Here is a 22764-nt window from a genome sequence, read left to right as displayed (position 1 = left end):
CACTGTACAAAGGTTCTGCCAACAGCATCCTGCCTGCCAACTTCAGCTACGCCGTGACCGGTAGCGGCATTGGCAAAAGTGCTTTCCTGACCAACAACGCTTCGCAATTTGGCACCACCGGCACAGTGCACTTTGCTGCCAGCGATTCGATTCTCAGCGCTACCGAACTCAGCAACTACACCGCCAACTTCGGTACTTCCTACGGCCCGCTGATTCAGTTGCCATCGGTTGCGACCTCGGTGGCGATCCCTTACAAAAAAACTGGCAACACCACCCTCAACCTGACCAGCACGCAACTGTGCGACGCATTGTCCGGTGCCAAGATCACTTGGGGTGAATTACTCAACAACGACGCCAAAACCGACCCGACACTGATCCGCGTGGTTTATCGCACGGCTTCCAGCGGCACCACTGAAATTCTCACCCGTCACCTGAACTCGGTGTGCCCTGGCAAGTTCGCCGTCGGCACTACCTTTACCAGCGCTCGTCTGGGTGGCTCTCCGCTGCCAGGCAACTGGGTAGGTGTGGTCAACACCGCTGAAGTTGCTACTGCCGTCAACGCTGTGGACGGTTCGATCGGTTATGTCGGTCCGGACGGTGTGAACGCCTCGAGCAACGCCGTTGTGGCGCGCATCAACGGTGTTCAGCCTACCAGCGCCAACGTCAACGCTGCCTTGTCGTCGGCTGCTCTGCCAGCCACCCCATCCAACCCGGCGCAGTGGGTACCGGTCGTAGCCAACCCAAGTACCGGCTATGCCATGGCGGCCTACACCAACTTCATCTTCGGCCAGTGCTACAAGGACGCAGCGGTTGCCGCTGACGTGAAGGCCTTCCTGACCCAGCACTACAGCATTCCGGGCAACGCTGCCGCTACTGCTGCCCACGGCTTCATTCCGGTTCCAACCAACTGGAAAAACGCTGTGACCGCCAACTTCGTCACCAACTCCACCGGCAACAACCTGGACATCAACAACGCCAGCGTCTGCAACGGCGTGGGTCGTCCTTTGTAAGTCCTGCTACACGCGCAATGAAATGGCAGCAGCCTTCGGGCTGCTGCCATTTTTTTTGGCCGATCTACACCTCAATCATGAAGTTTGTGTGACATCCGTTCGGTCGTGCCTCGCGCCAACTGCCTATGTCGTAACAGCAGGTTTTCGCTGGCCTGCAGCCTTATGTGGCAATCAAAAAGGATCTCGTAGTGATGCTCGCTCGCCCATCCCGTCGCAGTACCCGTGCTCAAAATCTCAAGCGTGAGGTCAACGACCCGGGGTTGTGGCTGCTCAAGCCCTTGGCGCACGCGGTGGCGCTCTGTCTGGTGGCGGGCAGTGCGCAGGCGCAAACGGCGTTCAGTTCGAGCTGGTTTGCCGCCAAGGGCGCTGCGCAACAAGCGACGGCCGCTCGACCAAGTATGGGAGGGCTGCCGGGGATGACGCCACCATTGGCGCAGCAGCAAAAAGCCAATCAGCAATTGCAGCGTTCATTGCAGACGCTCAACAACACCGTGGCGGCGATTGCCGCGCAACAGGCGGCGCAGGCGGCCGGGCGTGCGGTGGCGTTGGGCAGTGTGCAAAACGTGCCGGACGGGTTGGGCGACGGCGGCTTGAAGGTCGACAACAGCCTCACCCAGGGTTGGCTGAACGCCAAGGGGCCGCAGCAGACGCAAGCCGATGGCAAGACCAACGTGAAGATCGAGCAAACCGCCGACAAGGCCATTCTCAACTGGGAGACCTTCAACGTCGGGCGAAATACCACTGTCGAATTTGCTCAGCAGTCCAATTGGGCTGTGCTCAACCGTGTCAACGATCCGAACGCACGCGCCAGTCAGATCCAGGGCCAGATCAGGGGCGACGGCACAGTGATGCTGATCAACCGCAACGGCATCGTGTTCAGTGGCAGCAGCCAGGTAAACGTGCGCAACCTGGTGGCCGCCGCCGCCAATATCACCGATATCCAGTTCCGGGATCGTGGTCTGTATTTCGACAGCAACGGCAGCCAACCGACGTTCACCGATGCCGCCGGCAAGGTGCTGGTGGAGCGCGGTGCGGTGCTTGAAACCCACAAGCCCGCCGTCTCGACCGACGCCGGCGGCTATACGCTGTTGCTCGGTAAAGACGTGATCAATGACGGCACCATCAACACCGTCAAAGGCCAGACCGTGCTGGGTGCCGGTGATCGTTTTTACATCCGCAAAGGCTCAGGCACGGAAGGCAACACGTTTTCGACAACCTTCGGCAACGAAGTCACGCCTGGCTTCAAGGCTTTGGAAAGTGGTGGGCGGGTCAGCAACAACGGGTTGATTCAGGCTGCCACGGGTGACATCACCCTGACCGGGCATGAGGTGGAGCAGGGCGGCGTGTTGCTGAGCAGCACCTCGGTCGCCACTCGCGGGACCATCCATTTGCTCAATCCGGCGAGTGACACGAGCGGCAGCGTGACCCTGGCGCCCGGCAGTGTCACGGCGGTCCTGCTCGACAGCAGCGACCTGACGGCGCTGGACAGTCAGCATCAGGCGGCCCTGAGCGGGGTCAGCCTCAATAACAGGATTCGCGGCGATCAGTCGCGTATCGATCTCCAGAGCGGTGGCAGCGTCGATTTCCAGAACGGTTCGATCACCCTGGCCACCGGCGGCCAGGTCGCTGTCAGCGCGCAGCGTCGCAGCCTGGTTGGCGAAGGCGCGGTGATCGACGTTTCCGGCGCCGTCGGCGTCAAGGTGGCGATGGAATCGAACAACATCAAGATCAACGTGCAGGGCAACGAGCAGCGCGATGCGCCGGTCAACCGCGAGAACGGCGCGCTCAACAGTAACGATGTCTGGGTCGATGTGCGTGAACTGGTTTACGTGCCGGCCGGCACCAATGGCTATGCGACGGACCGTTGGTACACGGCCGGTGGCCTGCTGGAAGTCGGCGGTTATCTGGGCACCCAGGGGCATGGCATCGGCGAGTGGATGGCGCAGGGCGGCACAGTGAGTTTTGCCGGCAACGACGTGGTCACTCGTAAGGGATCACTGATCAACCTGTCCGGCGGCACCCTCGATGTGCAAAGCGGTGAGATTCGACAGAGCTGGCTGCGCGGTGCAGACGGTCGCCTGTATGAAGTCTCGCGTGCGCCGGGGGATCAGCTCTACACCGGTTTGTACAAGGGCTACGAGGATGAAAGTGAGCGGTGGGGCCAGACCCGCACGTTCTACAACCCGCTGATTGCACCGTCGAGTCGCAGAGAGTCGGGTTACACGGTTGGTCGCGATGCCGGACAACTGCTGGTCAGCACTGTCAACGCGGTGCTGGGCGGGCAACTGCTGGGTGAGGTTTTCCAGGGTGAGCGACAGACCCAGGCTCCGCGTGCGGTCATCGACGGTTATGAGCAGAGCCAGACTGCGCTGGCACGGCGCGCGCAATTGATTGTCGGCAGTTATCTGCCGAGCTATCAGGCGGCGTCGGGCGGATTGCGCTACACCCTCAATCCGCTGCTGGATCAGGTCCTGATTGGCGGCGAAGGGCGGGACGAGGAATCCACCGAGGAGCTGAACGGCGCCGTCGCGCAAGACCGTCAGGGCAAGTTGTTGCTCGACGCCGGCCAGCTCAATGGTTTTGATCTCGGCGCACTGAAGATCTCGGCGCTTGAGCGGATTGAAGTGAACGACGCGCTCAAGGTAGACGCCGGTGGTGACATCACGCTGTACGCACCGGATGTCCGCGTTGCGGCCAACCTGACGGCGCGCGGCGGCAGTCTGAACCTGGGCAACGTGTTGAACCAACTGCGCAGCACCACCCTTGATGACATGCTGATTGCGGCACCGGCGGGTGATCCGGTGCAGGTAACGATCGCCAGGGACGTACGCCTCGACACCCGTGGTCTCTGGAGCAATCTGCGCACCAATCCGGACGATGTGGCAAGTCTCGGCTACCTGTACGGCGGCCGGATCTCGATCCGCAGCAGTGGCGATATCGATGTTGCGACGGGCAGCTTGATCGATGTGTCGTCCGGTGCTGCGATTCTGGCCAATGGCAAGACCCGGGGGGGCAAGGGTGGCGACGTGAGTCTTGAGTCCGGCGCGATTTCCGCGCTGGGCGATTCGCATCTGACGATGGCCGGCGACATCTTCGGGCATGGCGTGACGGGCGGCGGTGCGCTGGCTATCCAGGCCAACCGGGTGCGGATCGGTGCGTCCGCAGATACGCTGCCCGAACATGCCTTGCAGCTGACGCCCGAGTTGTTCGACAACGGTTTCTCCGCCTACCGGGTCACCGGCCTGAACGGGCTGGAGGTGACAGCGGGCACACAAATCGATGTGACGATGCCGGTCTACCGTTTTGCAGACACAACGCTGAATCCGGGCAGCGGGGTCGAACCGAGCCAGGCGATGGAACTGTGGACGCCCACGCTGTATCAGGAAGACCCGCTCAAGGGCGTACTGAGCCAGCGCGCCGGTGCGAGTCTGGCGCTGCAGGCCGGCTCGAGTGAACTCGACCGGTTCGACACCGCCAGCACCCTGACGCTGGGCCGCGCATCGCGCATCACCGTCGATCCCGGACAGCGGATCAATCTGCGCGGGACCGGGCAGATCACCCTCGAAGGCGAACTGCAGGCCTGGGGCGGAACCCTGAATATACGTCAGCAACAGTTCGGTTCGATCGACGTCGCCACTTCACAGCAACAAGCCGACAGCAAGGCGCACAACCGCTCGATCTGGATCGGCGAGCAAGCGCTGCTGGACGTTGCGGGGCGTGCCCACACGGCTGTCGATGCGTCGGGTCGGGTCTACGGTCAGGTCGACAAGGGCGGCAGCATTATCATCGGCGGCGAAATCGATCCCAAGCGAGCGACGGCGACGGCGGCCGATGCGTTTGTGGTTGTGCGCGAAGGTGCACGTCTGGATGCCTCCGGAACGCAGGCCGTGCTGGACATCTCCGGGCAGGGGCCGACTCGCGTTGCCTCGGATGGCGGACGTATCAGCCTGAGCTCCTATAACGGCCTGTGGATCAATGGTCAGCTGCGCGCTGCTTCAGGTGGCAGCGGTGCTGCCGGCGGACGGCTGGAGGTAGCCCTGGAGACCCCGCTGTACGCTACGCAGAAGGCGAGTGCCGAGGTTCTGCGAGCTCGGGAAATCGTTATTGGCCAGGGGCCGGACGATGCAGTGTTGCCCCTGGACCTCAAGCCCGGTGACGCCGCGAACAACCTTCGTTACGGCCATGCCCGCCTGAGCACCGATACGTTGATGTCGGGCGGATTCGACAATCTGAGCGTGTTCAGCAACGGCCTCTTGTCATTTGACGGCGACGTCGACCTGCACATCAATCAGAGTCTGAATCTCTATGCGGGGGCCTTGTCGCTGGCGCAGACTTCCAGCGACTCGACGCGGGTAGATCTATCAGCGCCTTCCGTGCGGCTATCCGGTGTGGGGACTTATTACGGCGTGGTGGACACCATTCGCCCCCGGGTCCTGAACAGTCCGACTGCGCAAGTTTCGCCGGCGCAGTTCAACGTGAATGCCAACGTTCTGGATATTGCCAACAGCCTGTCGTTCGGCGCGCATGGGTCGATCTTGCAGAACAAAGACGCCCCGGTTGAGGTCAGCCGTCGCGGCTTTGATCAGGTATCGCTGACCAGCACCGGGGACGTGCGGTTTCTGGCGCCCGTCAGTGGCCAAGTGAAGTCAGAGTTGTGGACACCAGGGGACCTGAATCTTCGCGCTGCGCAGATCTACCCTGCGAGCGGGGTCTCGGCCGAAGTCCGGGTCGGCTATCAGAGTCAGAGTTCTCTCGCCGATACCCATCGGACATTGCGCATTACTGGCCAGGGTACGGCGCCGACAGCGCTGCCGTACTCGGTGTTTGGCACGCTGGCGATGAGCGCCAGCCGGATCCATCAGGGCGGTGTTCTGCGTGCGCCTCTGGGCGTGATCAGTCTGGGTGATGATCTGCTGATCAAAACCCGGGAACTGCGCCTGTTGCCCGGCAGTACGACGTCGGTCAGTGCGGCCGGTCTGGTGATGCCTTATGGTGGCACCACCGACGGTATCGAATACCTTTACAACGGCGCACCGATCACATTGAAAGGCATCAGTGGCGACAGCGCCGGGGTGAACCTGCGCTCGCAGTACGTGGATGTGCAGTCCGGCGCGTTGATCGACCTCTCGGGCGGCGGAGATTTGCGCGGTGCCGGGTTTGTCTCCGGTCGCGGTGGCTCCACCGATGCGCGGTTCAGTCCGTTGGTGCGCAATGCCAGCGATGGCACGTTCAGTCTGCCGGGGCTGGCCAGCAACCCGGTGTACGCCATTGTCCCGGGCGATCAGAGCGCCTACGCACCGATACTGGGGGAAGCGGGAGCGGTCGATCCGCGCATCGGTCAGCAGATCACCCTGGGCACCGGCGTGCCAGGGTTGGCGGCAGGCACTTATACACTGTTGCCTTCCACCTTCACGTTGCTGCCCGGCGCGTTCCGGGTCGAAGTCAACGGCCAGGCCGCCCCCGGCGCCAGCAACGGCGCGGTTGCAATGCGCAACGGCTCGTGGACAAGCAGTGCGCGGATGTCGATTGCCAATACCGGCGTGCGGGAAAGTCTCGCCAGCCAGGTCATCGTGACATCGGCGAATGTGTTACGGCGTTACTCGCAATACAACGAAACCACACTGGAGCAGTTCATCGTCAGCGATGCAGCGCGCCGGGGTGTTCCGCGTGCGCTGGCGCCCATGGATGCCAAAGCGCTCAACCTGTTTGTCATCGCGGGGGGTAATCACGATACCGCGCTGGACTTCAATGGCCGGATCGCCTTCGCCGCCGCCAAGGGAGGCGTGTCCGGGACGGCTGTGATTCGTGGCGGCAGTGGCGCCAACTTCGAGATTCTCGGCCCCGGACAGTCAGCCACGAAAGGCTTTGCCGGCGTCTCGCTGAGTGCCGATACGCTCAACCGGCTCGGCGCTTCTCGTCTGGCGATCGGTGCGAGCCCGACGGTGAATTACGGCTCGGCCGGCAATATCGTCAGTTTCACGGGCAGTACCTACAACATCACCTTGCGTGAAGGTGCGCTGCTTTCAGCACCGGAAGTGCTGCTCTGGACCAACAATGGCAACGGTGCCATCACGGTTGAGGCCGGTGCCGGCATCAATTCCCTGGGCCGCGGCGAGGTGCCGTACGACTCCTCCAACGGTTTTGTCTATCAGCCCGGCGCCGCAAGTCTGCTGGTGGTGTCCAACGGCTGGACGAATGTGCTGGCGCCAGAGGTCAACGCCAGCACTGCGTCTGGCAGCATCCGCATCGGCACCTGTAATCACCAGGCATGCGCCAATCCGGCGATGCTCTATTCCAATGGCAGCATTACGGCGGCCACCAACAATCAGTTCGAACTGGCCGAAGCGGTGCGTTTCGGCACCGGTCACCTGGCATTGGCTGTGGGTGCGGTCAACATCGGTACCGCTGAAACACTGGCGGCGGCCGGTCGCCTGCCTGCCGGGCTGACGTTGAGTCAGGGCGTGCTGGACCGCTTGCTGCGCGGCGATACTCAGTTTGCTGCGCCAGCCCTGGAAACGCTCAGCCTGACCGCTCGCGACGCGTTGAACTTTTATGGCAGCGTCGCGCTGGACACCGTGGATCCTCAGACCGGGCGCAGCAAGTTGCAGAATTTGATCATCACGACCCCGGCGATGTACGGCCTGGGCGATACGAGCGACGTGGCGACCATCCGCACAGCCAACCTGATCTGGAACGGCGCCACTCAGGCGCCCGGGGCCGTGGCCAGCGGTGGTGCGGGCAGCGGACACGGCACGCTGGACATTGAGGCTCAGCGCATCGATTTTGGCTACGGCCCTTATTCCCAACCCAACGGCCTGGATCAGAACGCTCGTCTTGCGCTGGGCTTTGCCAACGTCAACCTCAACGCCAGTGATCGTATCACCGCCAACCACAAGGGCAGCCTCGCGGTTTATGAAACGCAGGGGGCTTACGACCCGATCAAGGGTTATCTCTACAGCGGCGGCAACCTGAACCTGCGCACACCTCTGCTGACCGGAGAGGCCGGCTCGGTGAATGCGCTCAAGGCCGGCGGCAGTCTGGTATTGAGCGGACCGGCCGGGACGGCGCTCGCCGATGCACTGGGTGCCGAACTGACGCTGGAGGGGCGTACCGTGGTGCTCGACGGCCGGATTGCGCTGGCCAGCGGCAAATTGCAGGTCAAGGCCGAGGGCAATCTGACCCTCACGAGCGGGGCGAATCTGGACCTGGCGGGCCGCACCTTGCCATTCAACGATATCAACCAGTACAGCTGGGGCGGCGACGTGGCGTTGTACAGCCGCGACGGCAATATTCGTCAGGCGAGCGGCTCGCGCATCGATCTGTCGGCGCAGAACAATCAGGCCGGCAATCTGAGTGTCGTGGCACTGTCAGACACCGCAGGCGAGGTCGATCTGCAGGGTGAGATCCGTGGCAGCAGTACAGGGCATTACGATGCCGGCGGCACGTGGGTACCTTACAAATCCGCTGGCGTGGACATCCGCGCGCAACACTTGGGTGGCGCACTGAATGAACAGTTTGCTGCGCTCAACCAACGCTTGAACGCCGGCCAAGTCTTCGGCAGTCGCAGCTTCCAGTTAAAACAGGGCGATCTGGTGGTCGGCGATGGCCTCAGGGCGGGCGAGGTCTCGGTATCGCTAGACAACGGCAGCCTGACGGTGAACGGCCTGGTCGATGCCAGCGGCGAACGGGTCGGCAACATTCGCCTGTCCGCCGCCCATGGCCTGAATGTGGCGGGCGGTGCGGTGCTGGATGCTCACGGTCGGGTACTGCGGGTCGACAGTTACGGCAAGATTATCGACGCGCCCAACCGGGCCATGGTCGAACTCAGTTCAGGCGACGGCCTGCTGACACTCGCTCCCGGTGCGCGGATAGACCTGCGCCATGGCACGGACGCGGCAGTCGGCACACTGGCGGGTCAGAATGACGGTCGCCTGCGCGGCACGCTGGAGCTGAACGTACCGCGACTGGGCGCCGATGACATCGCCATCGACGCCCCTGGCGCGTTGATCATCCAGGGCGCGCGGTCCATCGGGCTCAATGCCGTGCGCCGCTATACCGATGCCGCCGACGGGGTGGATCCAGCGGCCAGCGGCCGGCCTTATCAAATCATCGACCAGGCTTACCTGAACCGCATCCACGGTGACAACGACCTGTTCATCAATGCAGCCTTGGGCAACAGTGATCTGTTGCAGCGCAAACTGGCAGGGTTGAACAATGCGCGGTATGCCGATGCCTTCCATTTGCGCCCAGGCGTAGAGATTGCGAGTAAAACCGCCGACGGCGATCTGGTGGTACAGGGCGATCTGGACTTGTCCGGCTATCGCTACGCCAGTCTCAACCCGAACACCGGCAAAACTTCGGTGTACGGTTCTGGCGAGGCGGGGAGCCTGGTGATTCGAGCCGGAGGGGACCTGGATATCTACGGCAGCATCAACGATGGTTTCGCGCCGCCACCGGAAACCGTGGACGATGCCGGATGGAAATTGCTACCGGGCGTCCAGCCGTTTGGCGGCGATCTGATTGTGCCGGGCGCAGGCGTGACGCTGGCCGAGGGCACGTTGTTCCCAGCGGGCGTCAAGCTGAACTATGACCTGCCGATCCAGGCCGCCGTCCTCGCCAGCGGTACGCTGTTGCCCACCGAGGCCGTGCTCGCCGGCACCTACACTCTGCCGGCCGGCACCGTGTTGAGCGCAGCCGTACACGATGCCTCCGGTAACCTGCTGTATGGCGCCGGAACGCTGCTCAATGACAGTGTGATATTGCCAGCCGGCAGCCGCCTCGGCGCCGGGACCCGCCTCGGTCAGGCTACCGGGATGCAGGCCATGCTCTGGCCAAAAGGCGTGCCTTTGCCCAGTGTTCTGGATGACCAGCAGCGTTCGGTGGGTGTGAAGTTGAATGGGGCGCTGGCGCTGCTGCGTGGCTCCCTGATTCCGTCGATGACCGATGTGGTGCTGGCCGCCGACACACCCTTTATCGAACTTCGTTCATTGAACGGTACACGCCAGGGCGCGAACTGGGCGATCGCGAGCATGTTGCCGTCGGGCAGCGCATCGTGGTCGATGCGGATGGTTGCGGGTGCCGACCTGCAAGCCGCTGACAGTCGGGTGGTGAAACCCGTCACCAGTACCGGTGACTTGCGGCTGGCGGACACCCACCTCGGGATTCTTGTCACTGAGAAAAAGCTCGACAGCACCTGGTCGGCGGATAACCCGCTGGGTTATCCGGCGGGCAGCGTTGTCAGCGATGAGGATAGTTTCTGGTGCGATTTGATTCCCGGGGTCTGTCTCCCTCCGGCCAAGTTCCTGTGGGCGGATGGCAACATGATGGGCATACCCGCCGGAACCCCGGTCAGTGACGACGATCTGTTCTGGTGCGACATCGACCCGGGGAACTGCCTGGCCAACAAGGGCGGGATAAACGCCAGTCCCCATTCGCAGATGTTCAGCGTGCTTCGCACCGGTACTGGCGATCTGGATTTGATGGCCGCGGGCAATCTGAGCATGAACTCACCGTTCGGCGTTTATACGGCGGGCACTCAGTCCAGCGATGTCGATTCACGTTTCAACCAGGCCCGCGGCCGCTTGTCTGACGATGGATCGATACTGGGCAGCGCCGGCAGTGCTTACGAAAAATGGGTCAATGGCGGTTCGGAGAGCCTGTATCAGGCGTGGTATCCGCAGATGGGCGGCAACCTGACCATCGGTGCCGGTGGCTCGGTGTCGGGGGACACGCTCGGGCGGCGCGGCTATGTAATGAACGCGCCACTGCGCGAACAGGTATCCAGCGTTGCTGTGGGCAACTGGCTCTGGCGTCAGGGCGATGGCAAGGCGGATCTGCCTACGGCCTGGTGGATCAACTTCGGCAGCTACGCCACGCAGCCCTTGCCGGACCAGAGCACCGACACCGGGTCATACCTGGTCGGCTTCACCGGCTTCGGCACATTGGGCGGCGGCAATATCAGCCTGCGCGCTGGCGCGGATGCAGGCATGCTCACGCCCATGGGCGATCAGTTGCTTAATCCCCGCAGTCAGGGACTGATCGTGGCGGTGGGCAGCACCGGCCGCGTTGGCGCTGACGGTAGCCTGCAGTTGACTGGCGGTGGCGACATGGACATTCGTCTCGGTGGCATGCTCAATCCGTCATTGCAGGCGAGGTCGGGGCAAAACGGCACGACACCGCCGCGACACGACCTTCAAGGCGCCCTGATCAATCTGCGGGGTGCGGCACAGCTGACCGGCGCTGCTGCGGGTGCAATCAACCTGCAATATGGCGTCGAGCAATTCCAGCAGGACGCCCGGGAAACCAGAGCCTACGATTTGTTCAGTGCCAGCACCGGAGCGGCGGGCGGTGGCGTGGTATTGATACCGGGTGATTCGGGGATGCGCATCAGTACACGCGGCGACCTGGTGATGGGGGGCGCGGCGGACCCGGGTCGGGTAAGGCTGCAGAACTCCACGCCGTTCACCACTGACAGTGGTGTGGTCCATGCGGGTGGCGGACTGAGCGGTTTCTCGTTGTGGACCGGGCACACGGCCATAGATCTGTTTTCCGCTGGGGGCAATCTCACACCGAGCACACAGATGGCTGAAGTCAGCACGACGTTGTCTCAACCCGTCAGCGCAATGAACAGCTCGCCGACTGATGGTCGCTTTGTATATCCCTCGATTCTTCGGGCCGTTGCAGCCAAGGGTTCCATCTACGTGGGACCGTCGGCCGCTTTTGGTGCAGCGAGCAATCTGTTCCCGGCGGTGGGGTACTCGCTATTGCTGGCGCCTTCGACAAACGGGCAATTGTCGTTGCTGGCTGGTGACTCCATCTACGCCGGCGGCTATGCGATCAATCAGTCCGGCGCGAGCCCGGGAGCCATCGCGACCCCGTTTGCGCCTTCCTTCTCCGGATACGGAGCCAGCACTGCAAACGTGCCGTTGGTCAGCAACTACAGCCCCGATGGTGTGATCCCGAGCAGAAACCTGCGTTATCCGCTGTTTGCGTTTGGCGCAGATACCTTCTCGGGGTCGAGTGATGTACAGGGTCCGGCGCGTTTCTATGCCTTGACCGGTGATCTGGTCGGTCTACGCAGCGGCGAAACCCTGAGCTTTTCCCCGTCCGCGCGTACCTGGTATGAAGCGGCGGGGCCGGTGTGGATGATGGCCGGTCGCGACATCGTCGGGTCCGGTACTTTCCTGGGGCAGCCGACAATCGCGCCGAATGAGGAATTGGGCGGAACCCGCCAAAGCGTCAGTTCGACCGGTAACCTGTTCATTCACAACGACCCGCGGGATGTCTCGCGCGTATCTGCCGGGCGCGACATTCTCTACAGCAGCTTCGATATCGCCGGTCCGGGCCTTTTGGATGTCAATGCCGGGCGCAACATCCTGATGGAGGACCGGGCCGCTATTACCAGCCTCGGACCGATCGCGGCGGGAGACAGCCGATCGGGGGCGAGCATCGTGTTGCAGGCCGGCGCAGGCGTGCAGGGGCCGGATTACTCACGGTTCATTGCGCGTTATCTGAACCCGCAAAACGTAGCGGATTCAGCGGTGGCCCTCAGCGCGCAACCGGGCAAAGTGGTCAAGAGCTACGTCGATGAACTGCAGAGTTGGCTGAGCCTCGGTTATGGCTTCAAGGGTAGCGACCAACAGGCGCAAGCGTTCTTCTCCGCACTGCCGAGTACCGAACAGGCGATCTTCGCCCGCCAGGTGTACTTCGCCGAATTGCGCGCCGGTGGCCTGGAATACACCGATGCCAGTGGTCCGCGCACAGGTAGTTACCTGCGCGGTCGCAACGCCATTGCGGCACTGTTCCCGACCACTGATGTCGCCGGCAATCCGATCCGCTACGACGGCGATATCACGATGTACGGCGGCGCCGGGGTCAAGACGCTGTTTGGCGGCGATATCCAGATGCTCACGCCGGGCGGTGGTCAGGTGTTCGGCATCGAAGGCGCTGCGCCGCCGTCGACGGCGGGGATCATCACCCAAGGCTCGGGCGACATTCAGCTGTACTCCCAAGGCAGCATCCTGCTCGGCCAGAGCCGGATCATGACCACCTTCGGCGGCTCGATTCTCGGCTGGTCCGCCGAGGGCGACATCAACGCCGGTCGCGGCTCGAAAACCACCGTGGTCTACACGCCGCCAAAACGTGTCTACGACACCTGGGGCAACGTCACGCTGTCGCCGTCGGTGCCGAGCACCGGCGCTGGTATCGCCACACTCAACCCGATTGCCGAAGTGGCACCGGGCAACATCGACCTGATCGCGCCACTGGGCACCATCGATGCCGGCGAGGCGGGGATTCGCGTGTCAGGCAACGTCAACATCGCCGCGCTGACGGTGGTCAATGCCGCGAACATTTCGGTGCAGGGCAAGGCAACCGGCGTGCCGGTGGTATCGGCGGTCAACACCGGCGCGATCACCTCGGCCAGTTCGGCGGCATCCTCCGCTACACAAGCGGCTGAAGACGTCGCGCGGCAGCAACAGGCAGCGGCGCGGCAGAACCAGGCCTCGGTGTTCACCGTGCAGGTGCTCAGCTTCGGCAACGAGCAACTGGCGCCGTCGCGTGATGGTGCCAGTCGCGCGCCAGCGCCGGGTTATAACCCGGACAGCCCGGTGCAGGTGCTGGGCGCCGGGGCGTTGGATGAACAGGCGAAACAGCAGCTGACCGAGGAGGAGCGTGGGCAGCTGACGTTGTAAAAGACTCTCGTGCAGTACGTTTGGGCGGCCGGTTGGCCGCCTTTTTTTACGAGTGGTTATGGATATTTTTTACGGGCGTGCAACACGGTCAGAATTTTGATGTGGTCTGTCACCTGATAGACCAGTAAATAATTCGAGTTAATGACCATTTCGCGAGTGCCCGGTATTCGGCCGGAGCGGAAACCATGCGGTATCCAGGAAAGCCTTCGCGCTGCGGCGCTGAGCTTTTGGTGCAGTGCAACTGAAGCGACAGTGTTGCGTTGTTCTACGTATTCGATGATGTCAGCCAGATCTCCAAGAGCCGGTTTACTCCAGCTTACCGGCAGCGCGTCGATTCTTGCGTCTCTCTTCCAGCATCTGACCTAGCAGCACCATTGCCTCATCGTGGGGAATAGGCGGGCGCGGGTCATCAAGTGCGGCTTGTACTTTGGCGCGATACCAAAGGTCGTATTCCGCAGCCTCTTCTTCGGTTTCGAAGTCTGAAACGATAAGTGAAAGTTCAGCGCTCATCATGACCTCCATGATCAATGTGAAGCAGTCTAAGGGGATGTGGGCTCGTTGTCGTCACTGGCGGGACGAGGGAGACATCATCCGCAAACAGACGATGCAAATCTGTCAGACGCTTCGCTTGTGATGCACGTGAAGTCGATCAGGGATGTAGTTCGATTCTGTAGGAAATCAGCTTTTGGTCATTGGGCTGACAGCCGCCGCTCAAAGCCGCGGCCACAGCCACGCTGCACTCAGTTACCGTCTGCAACCTTACGCTCGATCTCATCGACTTTGCGCTGCAGCTCTTCAGCTTCCTGCTCTTTGACCCGAGTGGAAGACGGCGTGATGATTTTGTCCACGCCTTCGGTCTTGCCGTCGCGGTCCTGCAGATCGCGCTCGACCACGTTCACCGGTTTGCCGCTGGCATCGGTGGGCGGGGCGTTGGGGGTTTTGTCGTCGTTGGTATTCATGGTGCTGGCCTCCAGTGGGTGTACATATTGGAGACAGCGCGGCGGCAGACGTTCGAAATTTTTCCAGGCCACGGCCCTCTCCCGCAGGAGAGGGCACATCAGTTTTTTTCAGTCCTTGAGAATGTCGCGATCCTTGGTTTCCGGCAGGAAGAACGTGCCGAGTATCGCCGTCGCCACTGCAATCACGATCGGGTACCACAGCCCGTAGTAGATATCGCCGGTGGCCGCGACCATGGCGAACGCCACGGTCGGCAGGAAGCCGCCGAACCAGCCGTTGCCGATGTGGTAGGGCAGCGACATCGAGGTGTAGCGGATGCGCGTCGGGAACAGTTCGACCAGCCACGCGGCGATCGGGCCATAAACCATGGTCACGTAGATCACCAGGACGGTCAGCAGAAGCAGCATCATCGGATAGTTGATTTTCGCCGGGTCGGCTTTTTCCGGGTAACCGGCGTCTTTCAGCGCCGCGGCGAGGTTGGCGGTGAAGGCGTCGTTGCGGGTCTTGAAGTCGGCGGCGGGGAGGGCGCTGCCTTCGAAGCTCTCGACCACGCGGTCACCGATGCGCACCTGCGCCACCGTGTTCGGTTCTGCGGCGACGTTCTCATAAGGGATCGCGCGTTTCGCCAGCAAGGTTTTCGCCAGGTCACAGGAGCTGGTGAATCTGGCCTTGCCCACCGGATCGAACTGGAACGAACACTGATCAGGATTGGCGATCACTTTGACCGGATTTTTTTCCTGAGCGACGAACACGTCCGGGTTGCCGTACTGGGTCAGCGCAGTAAAGATCGGAAAGTAGGTCAAAGCAGCCAGAATGCACCCGGCCATGATGATCGGTTTGCGCCCGATGCGATCGGACAGGCTGCCGAAAATCACGAAGAACGGTGTGCCGATCAGTAGCGATCCGGCGATCAGCAGATTGGCGGTCTGCGCGTCGATCTTCAGTGTTTGCAGCAGGAAGAACAGCGCATAGAACTGCCCGGTGTACCAGACCACTGCTTGCCCGGCCGTGCCGCCGAGCAGCGACATGATCACCACTTTGAGGTTGTCCCAGCGTGCAAAGGATTCGGTCAGCGGCGCTTTCGAGGCCTTGCCTTCGTCCTTCATTTTCTGGAATACCGGCGACTCGCTCAGTTGCAGGCGGATGTACACCGACACGGCCAGCAGAATGATCGACAGCAGAAACGGAATCCGCCAGCCCCAAGCCTCGAACGCCTCGTTACCCAGCGCGGTGCGACAGGCGAGAATCACCAGCAGCGACATGAACAGACCGAGGGTGGCGGTGGTTTGAATCCACGAAGTGAAAAAGCCACGGCGGTTGCGTGGCGCGTGCTCGGCCACGTAGGTTGCCGCGCCGCCGTATTCGCCGCCCAGCGCCAGGCCTTGCAGCAGACGCAGGGTGATCAGAATCACCGGGGCGGCGACGCCGATGGTCGCGTAGCCGGGCAGCAGACCGACGATTGCCGTCGACACGCCCATGATCACGATGGTGATCAGAAACGTGTGCTTGCGCCCGATCATGTCACCCAGGCGCCCGAAGACGATAGCGCCGAACGGCCGCACCGCAAACCCGGCGGCAAACGCCAGCAGGGCAAAGATGAACGCGGTGGTTTCGTTGACGCCGGCGAAGAAGTGCTTGGCGATGATCGCCGCCAGTGAGCCGTAGAGGTAAAAGTCGTACCACTCGAAAACCGTGCCCAGCGAGGAGGCGAAGATGACCTTGCGCTCCTCCTTGGTGATGCCGCCGCTGCGCGGTGGCGTGCCGGTGGATGCTGTGTCGATTGTGGCCATGGGTGTTCTCCGTCGTGCTTATTGTTGTAGGCCGGAGTCCCCCGTTACTGCCTGTCGCACTCTGGCCCGTTGGCATCTGCCGCCGTTGCTCTAGCGTGAAGCTTGCACAGTCTGACCGCCTCGCAGGGCTGCAAGGTTTCCTGAAGCATAATCAGCTTTTGGCGAATATCCACTTGGCCTACGCTTTGACCCAACGCTGCCGGCTCCAGGCACTCAGCCAATCGACCAGAAACACCAGCAACAGCATCGCCAGAATCACCGTGCTGGCCTGGGCTTCCTGGAACAGGCTGAGGCTGACATAGAGCATCTGGCCCAGGCCGCCGGCGCCGACGAAACCGAGCACGCTGGCCATGCGGATGTTGTTTTCCCAGCGATACAGGCAGTAGGCGAGCAGTTGCGGGGCGAGGTTCGGCAGGGTGCCGTAGCAGAACGCCAGAATCGGATTGCCGCCCTGTAAGCGGATCGCCTCGGCCGGTTGCGGCGGGGTGTTTTCCAGTGCCTCGGCGAACAGTCGGCCGAGTACGCCAGTGGTGTGCAGGGCGAGGGCGAGGGTACCGGCGTTCGGTCCGAGACCGGCGGCGAGCACCATCAGCGCCGCCCAGACCAGCTCCGGAATCGCCCGCAAGCCGTTGAGCAGCAGACGCGCCGCACTTTGCAGCGGCCAGCCGAAACGCCCGGCAGCGGGCAGCGCGAGGACGATGCCGAACAGCGCCGCAAGCAGGGTGCCGAGGGCTGACATAGCGAGAGTTTCCAGCGAACCGTGGGCGATGGCTTTCAGATACCCGGCGCTCAAGTCGGGACTGAGGAAACGCTGCACATAACTGCCCATCTGCTTGAGGCTATTGGCGCTGCCGAGTTCGGCGAGATCCAGCTCCAGATAGGCAAAGGACGCGACCACCGCACATGCGATGACGACGATCAGCAGCAGGTTGATCAGGCGCCTCATGTCAGCCTCCAGCGCAGCAAGCGGCTGAGCTGATCGGCGCACAGCACCAGCAGCAGGAACGTCAGCAACATGCTGGCGACTTCACCGCCGGCGAACATGCGGATCGACAGGTCAATTTGCTGCCCCAGTCCACCGGCACCGACAAAGCCCATCACCACCGAGGCACGGATTGCGCACTCCCAGCGATACACCGTGTACGAGAGCAGTTCGGCGGCGACATTCGGCAACGTGCCGTAGGCAAATGCCGCCAGTCGGCCGCTGCCGGCCTGCAACAATGCGTGCGCCGGGCGTTGGTCGGTGGATTCGAAGATCTCCGCGTAAACCTTGCCGAGCATACCGCTGTAGGTGATGGCGATGGCCAGCACGCCCGCCGCCGGCCCGAGGCCGACCGCGCGCACAAACAACAGCGCCCAGACGATCTCCGGCACGCTGCGCAAAAAGATCAGCAAACCGCGAATCGGCCAGCGCAGCAAACGCCCGGGCAGGCTCGGCACGCCGCCCCGGGACGCCGCCGAGAGCGACAACGCGCGACTGGCGATCAGACTTGCCGGCACTGCCAGCAGCAACGCCAGGGCCATTCCCGCTGTGGCAATCGCCAAGGTTTGCAGGGTGGCTTTGAGCAGCAGTTGCAGGAACGCCTGATCGTGCGCCGGTGGCCAGAATGCCGAAACAAAACGGCCCATTTCGTTCTGGCTATCGGCCTGAAACAGCACGCCCAGGTCGAGTTCGCTGAGCTGAATGCCCGGCCACAGCAAAGCCAGCGCCAGCAGCGTCAGCAACAGACGCGGCCACGCCGCCGGGTCCCGTGCATCGGCCTTCAGCATCGCGGAATCTGCACAATCAAAGGCGCGACCGCTGGCGCTGGCGATTGCAGTTGTTCATTGGCGTACAGCGCATCGAGCTTGTCGCGGCTGACTTGATCAGAAGGGCAGTCGAACAGAATCTGCCCGTCGCGCAAGCCAATGATCCGTGGAAAGTGCGCCAGCGCCAGGTCCACCGCGTGCAGGCTCGCCACCAGCGTGACGTTGTGCTCGCGAGCATGGCGCGAAAGGATCGACAGCGTATGGCCGGCAAGAACCGGGTCCATCGCTGACACCGGTTCGTCGGCGAGCAATATTTCCGGCGCCTGATACAGCACCCGCGCAATGCCGACGCGCTGCAATTGCCCGCCGGACAATTGCTGGCAATGGGCGAACAGTTTGTCGCCCAGATCCAGTCGCGCCAACGCCGCGCGAGCGCCCGCCACATCCAGCGGATGCAGCAGGTTCAGCAGACTTTTGCCCAGACTCCACTGACCAAGCTTGCCGGCCAGCACCGCGGTGATCACCCGCTGACGCGGCGGAATCGGCGGCGCCTGATGCACCAGGCCGATGCGCGCACGCAGGCGCTGGCGCTGGTGAGCCGACAAGCGCCAGGCGCGTTCGCCGAGCACTTCGATGTCGCCACTGCTGGGCTCGAGCGCAGTCGCCAGCAGATTGAGCAGGCTCGACTTGCCCGCGCCGGACGGGCCGATGATCGCTACCTGTTCGCCAGCGCCAATCTGCACGTCGATATTGCGAAGGGCATCGACGCCATTGGCATGGCGCAGGCTGCCTTGGGTGAGGCGTAGGGTCATTTCAGCAGTTCGGCGGCGCGGGCGGCTTCCTCGATGCCCTTGTAGTTTTCAGGCTTGGTCTCGATGAAGCGACTGGCGGCCTGCAGATCGAGGATCTTCTTCTGCTCAGGATTGGCCGGGTCGAGGTCGAGGAAAGCTTTCTTGATTTTCGCGGCCAGCTTCGGATCGAGGGTGCCGCGCACGGTCCAGTTGTAATCGAAATAGGTCGGGGTGGTGGCGAAGACCTTGACCTTGTTGGTGTCGACCTTGCCGGCGTCGACCAGTTTCTGCCAGACGCTGGCGTTCAATACACCAGCGTCGACCTTGCCGGCCTGCACCCAGGCAACGGTGGCGTCATGCGCGCCGGAGTAGGCGACGCGGCTGAAATAGCCTTCAGGCTTGATGCCGTCGTTCTTCAGCATGAAGTAACGCGGCATCAGGCTGCCAGAGGTGGACGACACCGAACCGAACGCGAAGGTCTTGCCCTTAAGGTCGGCAAGGCTTTTCACGTTCGGGTCGGCGGTGATGAATTTGCTGGTGAACTGTGCATCCTGCTCGCGCTGCACCAGTGGGATCACTGGCGTGGTGGCGTCGGTCTTCAAACGTGCCTGCACAAAAGTGAAACCACCGAGCCAGGCCATGTCGAGGCGATCGGTGGCCAGGGCTTCAACAACCGCCGGGTAGTCGGCGACAGGCACAAACTGCACCTTCATGCCCAACTGCTGCTCAAGGTAGGCGCCCAGCGGTTCGAACTTGCGCAGCAACTCGGTCGGGGCTTCGTCGGGAATCGCGCTGACGCGCAGGACATCTGCGGCTTGCGCTATCAGGGCAGAAAAGGACAGGGCCAGGCCGGCGGTGAGGGCGAGGGTACGCTTGAACATAGAATTCTCCGTTTCGTAAGCGTCAACATTCGAAGGGCCACCGGTAGTCAACGGCGCGCCACGTCAGGGTAGACGAAACGGCGAGGTTATACGCATTCGCGAGGAGATTGGCCAGCCTCCGTGCCGGCGCGTTGTGTCAGTTTGTGTGCTGCACCGGTCAAGCCGCTTCGGGCAGTCTGGCAATCACCTTGATCTCGAAATCGAAACCCGCCAGCCAGGTCACGCCAACAGCCGTTACCGTCGGAAACGGCGCCTCGCCCCAAAACTCCGGCACCACGCTCCAGATCGTTTCGAACGTCGAGTGCGGATCGATCATGAACACGGTGACATCCACCGCGTCGTCGAAGCTGCAACCGGCCGCAGCGAGGATCGCGTTGAGGTTATTGAAGGCGGTGCGTACCTGGCCGGGCAAATCCGCCTCCGGTGAACCGTCCTCGCGACTGCCGACTTGTCCGGAGACAAACAGAAAGCCGTTTGAGCGAATCGCCGGCGAATAACGGTGACGCTCATACAGGGCGTGGCGGGCGGGTGGGAAAACTACATCGCGCTTGGACATGGGGCTGACTCCATCAGTGAGTTGATGGGAACGACTTTAGGTATTTGCAGTGCGCGGATAAACGCGCAAGCTTGGCGTTCACTGTTTGCAAATCCCAAACAATCGAGGGGCGCGGATGGACCGGTTCGATGCGATGCAGGCCTTTGCCCGGGTGGTCGAGGCGGGCAGTTTCACCAAGGCTGCCGAAACCTTGCACATGAGCAAGACCACGGTGACGCAACTGGTCCAGCAACTGGAGGCGCGGCTGCGGGTCAAGCTGCTCAACCGCACCACGCGCAAGGTCAACGTCACCGCCGATGGCGCGGCGTATTACGAGCGGGTGATCAAGCTGCTCGCCGACATGGACGACGCCGAAACCAGCCTGCCCGGCGCCGCTGCACGGCCACGTGGACGCTTGCGCATCGACGTGCCCAGCCCGTTCGCGCGGCTGATTCTGGTGCCGGCCTTGCCGGATTTTCATGCGCGCTACCCGGACATCCAGATCGACATGGGCGTCAGCGACCGCATCGTCGACATCATCGATGAGAACGTCGATTGCGTGGTGCGCGGCGGCGAGCTGCTCGATCAATCGTTGATGGCGCGCAAGATCGCCGACCTGCCCTTGGGTGTTTTCGCCGCGCCGGCATATCTGGCCCGCGAAGGGACGCCTGAGCATCCGCTGGAACTGCAAGACTCCCATCACCGCGTGGTCGCTTTCCTCTGGGCGCGCACCGGCAAACCTTTGCCCTACGCCTTGCACAACGGTGCTGAGCAGTTGCACATCAAGGGCCGGCATGTGCTTGCGGTGGATGACGGCAACGCCTATCTGGCGGCGGGGCTGGCCGGCATGGGCGTGTTGTGGTTGCCAACGTATATGTCTGACGCCCATGTGGCGCGTGGCGAGTTGGTGCAATTGTTTGAAGGCTGGCAACTTGAATCGATGCCGCTTTATCTGGCCTATCCGCCCAATCGACACGTGAGCCTCAAGCTGCGGGTATTTATCGATTGGATCGTGCAGTTGATGGCATAGCTTCACATGGTGCAGTTATTGCTTGCTGGTGCCGCACAGCCGTCAAAATTCCAACACAAGCGACGGCCGGAACCCATGCAGTGATGAGATGCGTGGTGTTCCCATCAAGGAGCTTCGCCTGCAATGAACATGTATATCGATATTGTTGGTGCCTGCAATCTGAGCTGTCCTTCGTGTCCGATGGGCAACTCGGAAAACCTCAATTACAAGAAATCGATGCAACTGGAGATGTTCCGCCAGATCGTCGAGAAGGCCAAGGCAGAGGGCGTGCGTTCGATCTTCCTGTATAACTGGACCGAGCCATTGGTCCATCCGAAGATCGGCGAGTTCATCGAGATCATCAATGCCGCCGGCATGGCCAGCGGCATCAGCACCAATTTGAATCTTTCGAAAAATATGGAAAAGGCGCTGTTGGCCGAGCCGGCCTATTTCCGTATCTCGCTGTCCGGGTTTCATCAGGAAACCTACAAGAAGGGCCATGCCGGCGGCGATATCGAAGTTGTGAAGCAGAACATGCTCGCCCTGCACGAGATCAAGCAACGGCTGGGGCTCAAGACCCGTGTCGATGTCTATTACCACCGTTATCTGGACAACATTGACGAAGAAGCCTTGATGCGCGAGTTCAGTGAGCGTCTCGGCTTTGTCTTCACCACGGGCTATTCGGTGATGATGCCGCTGGAGAAAGCCCTGGCGATTGTCGAGCGCGATCCGTCTGTCACGGCAACCGACCATGAGACCCTGACACGCCTTGCACTGCCGCCTTACGATGACCTGATCAACGTCGTTCAGCATTATCCCAAGCAAGCCTGCATGCTCAAGGATGACTGGCTGGTGATCGACTGCAATGGCAATACTGTCCTGTGTTGCACCATCTTCAACCAGACCGAATACCAGGTCGGCAAGTACCTCGACATGCCGCTCGATGAACTGACGCGGCGCAAATCCACACAGCAGAACTGTGTCGATATGTGCAACCGCTGCGCGTCGAAAGGCCTGCACATCTATTCGATGTTTCCGAATCAGGGCGTTCTGGAGCGGCATGCGGTCAATCGCATCGTCGACTTCGAACGCCTCAACAGTCAGGGGCTGGCCATCGACAGCCTGCAACTGGGCCGCGCGGGTGAGGTCAGTGCCGAGGACTTCGATGAAGCCCAATACCTTCGCTTGAATGACGACGTCAGGGTGGCGGTTTCCAACGGTTCGTTCAGCAGCGGCTATCAACATTACGTGCTGTGTGGCCGTCTGGAAGGACGACTCGGTGCCGGGGTTTTCTCGGTGCTCTGAAGCGACAGCGGAGTAGCAGTCGATCACGCGCTGCGCAGGCGTGAT

Annotated in this window: 13 protein-coding genes; 4 read left to right on the top strand and 9 right to left on the bottom strand. The window is 62.0% G+C overall.

The window, feature by feature from the left end; translation table 11 throughout:
* The first annotated feature begins 2 nt into the window (after positions 1 to 2).
* Positions 3 to 1010 carry a substrate-binding domain-containing protein gene (locus D6877_RS20195; protein WP_241662928.1) on the top strand — a complete coding sequence of 336 codons (1008 nt, stop codon included), beginning with the start codon at positions 3 to 5 and terminating at the stop codon, positions 1008 to 1010.
* 191 nt (positions 1011 to 1201) lie between these two features.
* On the top strand, positions 1202 to 13702 hold the full coding sequence (locus D6877_RS20190; RefSeq protein ID WP_130911902.1) for a filamentous haemagglutinin family protein: 12501 nt from the start codon (positions 1202 to 1204) through the stop codon (positions 13700 to 13702).
* Between the two features lie 56 nt (positions 13703 to 13758).
* Here the strand turns inward: D6877_RS20190 and D6877_RS20185 are convergent, their stop codons facing one another.
* The 9 genes from D6877_RS20185 to D6877_RS20145 all read right to left on the bottom strand — a co-directional run bounded on the left by D6877_RS20185 (position 13759) and on the right by D6877_RS20145 (position 20426).
* Positions 13759 to 13980: a type II toxin-antitoxin system mRNA interferase toxin, RelE/StbE family gene (locus D6877_RS20185; RefSeq protein ID WP_236708189.1), complete on the bottom strand. Its 222-nt coding sequence runs from the start codon at positions 13978 to 13980 to the stop codon at positions 13759 to 13761.
* Between the two features lie 28 nt (positions 13981 to 14008).
* Positions 14009 to 14212, bottom strand: a complete 204-nt coding sequence (locus D6877_RS20180; protein ID WP_130911901.1) for a stability determinant — start codon at positions 14210 to 14212, stop codon at positions 14009 to 14011.
* Between the two features lie 230 nt (positions 14213 to 14442).
* On the bottom strand, positions 14443 to 14661 hold the full coding sequence (locus D6877_RS20175; RefSeq protein ID WP_130911900.1) for a hypothetical protein: 219 nt from the start codon (positions 14659 to 14661) through the stop codon (positions 14443 to 14445).
* A gap of 108 nt (positions 14662 to 14769) precedes the next feature.
* Positions 14770 to 16449, bottom strand: a complete 1680-nt coding sequence (locus D6877_RS20170; RefSeq protein ID WP_130911899.1) for an MFS transporter — start codon at positions 16447 to 16449, stop codon at positions 14770 to 14772.
* Positions 16450 to 16627: 178 nt separating this feature from the next.
* Positions 16628 to 17395, bottom strand: coding sequence for a phosphonate ABC transporter, permease protein PhnE (gene phnE / locus D6877_RS20165; protein ID WP_130911898.1), 768 nt, complete (start codon positions 17393 to 17395; stop codon positions 16628 to 16630).
* Complete coding sequence (locus D6877_RS20160; protein WP_130911897.1) at positions 17392 to 18219, bottom strand: ABC transporter permease; 828 nt, start codon at positions 18217 to 18219, stop codon at positions 17392 to 17394. Before D6877_RS20160 ends, phnE begins: the two co-directional genes overlap by 4 nt.
* Entirely contained in the window at positions 18213 to 19010 is a 798-nt protein-coding gene (locus D6877_RS20155; protein WP_130911896.1) for an ATP-binding cassette domain-containing protein, read from the bottom strand. Before D6877_RS20155 ends, D6877_RS20160 begins: the two co-directional genes overlap by 7 nt.
* A complete protein-coding gene (locus D6877_RS20150) occupies positions 19007 to 19870 on the bottom strand; it encodes a putative selenate ABC transporter substrate-binding protein (RefSeq protein ID WP_130911895.1) in 864 nt (287 codons plus the stop codon). The genes D6877_RS20155 and D6877_RS20150 overlap by 4 nt, the downstream gene beginning before the upstream one ends.
* Positions 19871 to 20027: 157 nt before the next feature.
* Complete coding sequence (locus D6877_RS20145; RefSeq protein WP_130911894.1) at positions 20028 to 20426, bottom strand: RidA family protein; 399 nt, start codon at positions 20424 to 20426, stop codon at positions 20028 to 20030.
* 115 nt (positions 20427 to 20541) lie between these two features.
* Here D6877_RS20145 and D6877_RS20140 point away from each other — a divergent pair, with 115 nt between their 5' ends.
* Together D6877_RS20140 and D6877_RS20135 are read left to right on the top strand one after the other, a co-directional pair.
* Positions 20542 to 21435 (top strand): LysR family transcriptional regulator, encoded by an 894-nt coding sequence (locus D6877_RS20140; RefSeq protein WP_130911893.1) that lies wholly within the window; start codon positions 20542 to 20544, stop codon positions 21433 to 21435.
* A gap of 123 nt (positions 21436 to 21558) precedes the next feature.
* Positions 21559 to 22719 carry a radical SAM/SPASM domain-containing protein gene (locus D6877_RS20135; RefSeq protein WP_130911892.1) on the top strand — a complete coding sequence of 387 codons (1161 nt, stop codon included), beginning with the start codon at positions 21559 to 21561 and terminating at the stop codon, positions 22717 to 22719.
* Positions 22720 to 22764 lie beyond the last annotated feature (45 nt).

Origin of the sequence: Pseudomonas sp. Sample_9 (assembly GCF_004307535.1) — a bacterium.
GTDB lineage: Bacteria > Pseudomonadota > Gammaproteobacteria > Pseudomonadales > Pseudomonadaceae > Aquipseudomonas > Aquipseudomonas mercuritolerans.
The sequence above is the reverse complement of the archived record's forward strand: the minus strand, read 5'-3'. Positions and strand labels throughout refer to the sequence as shown.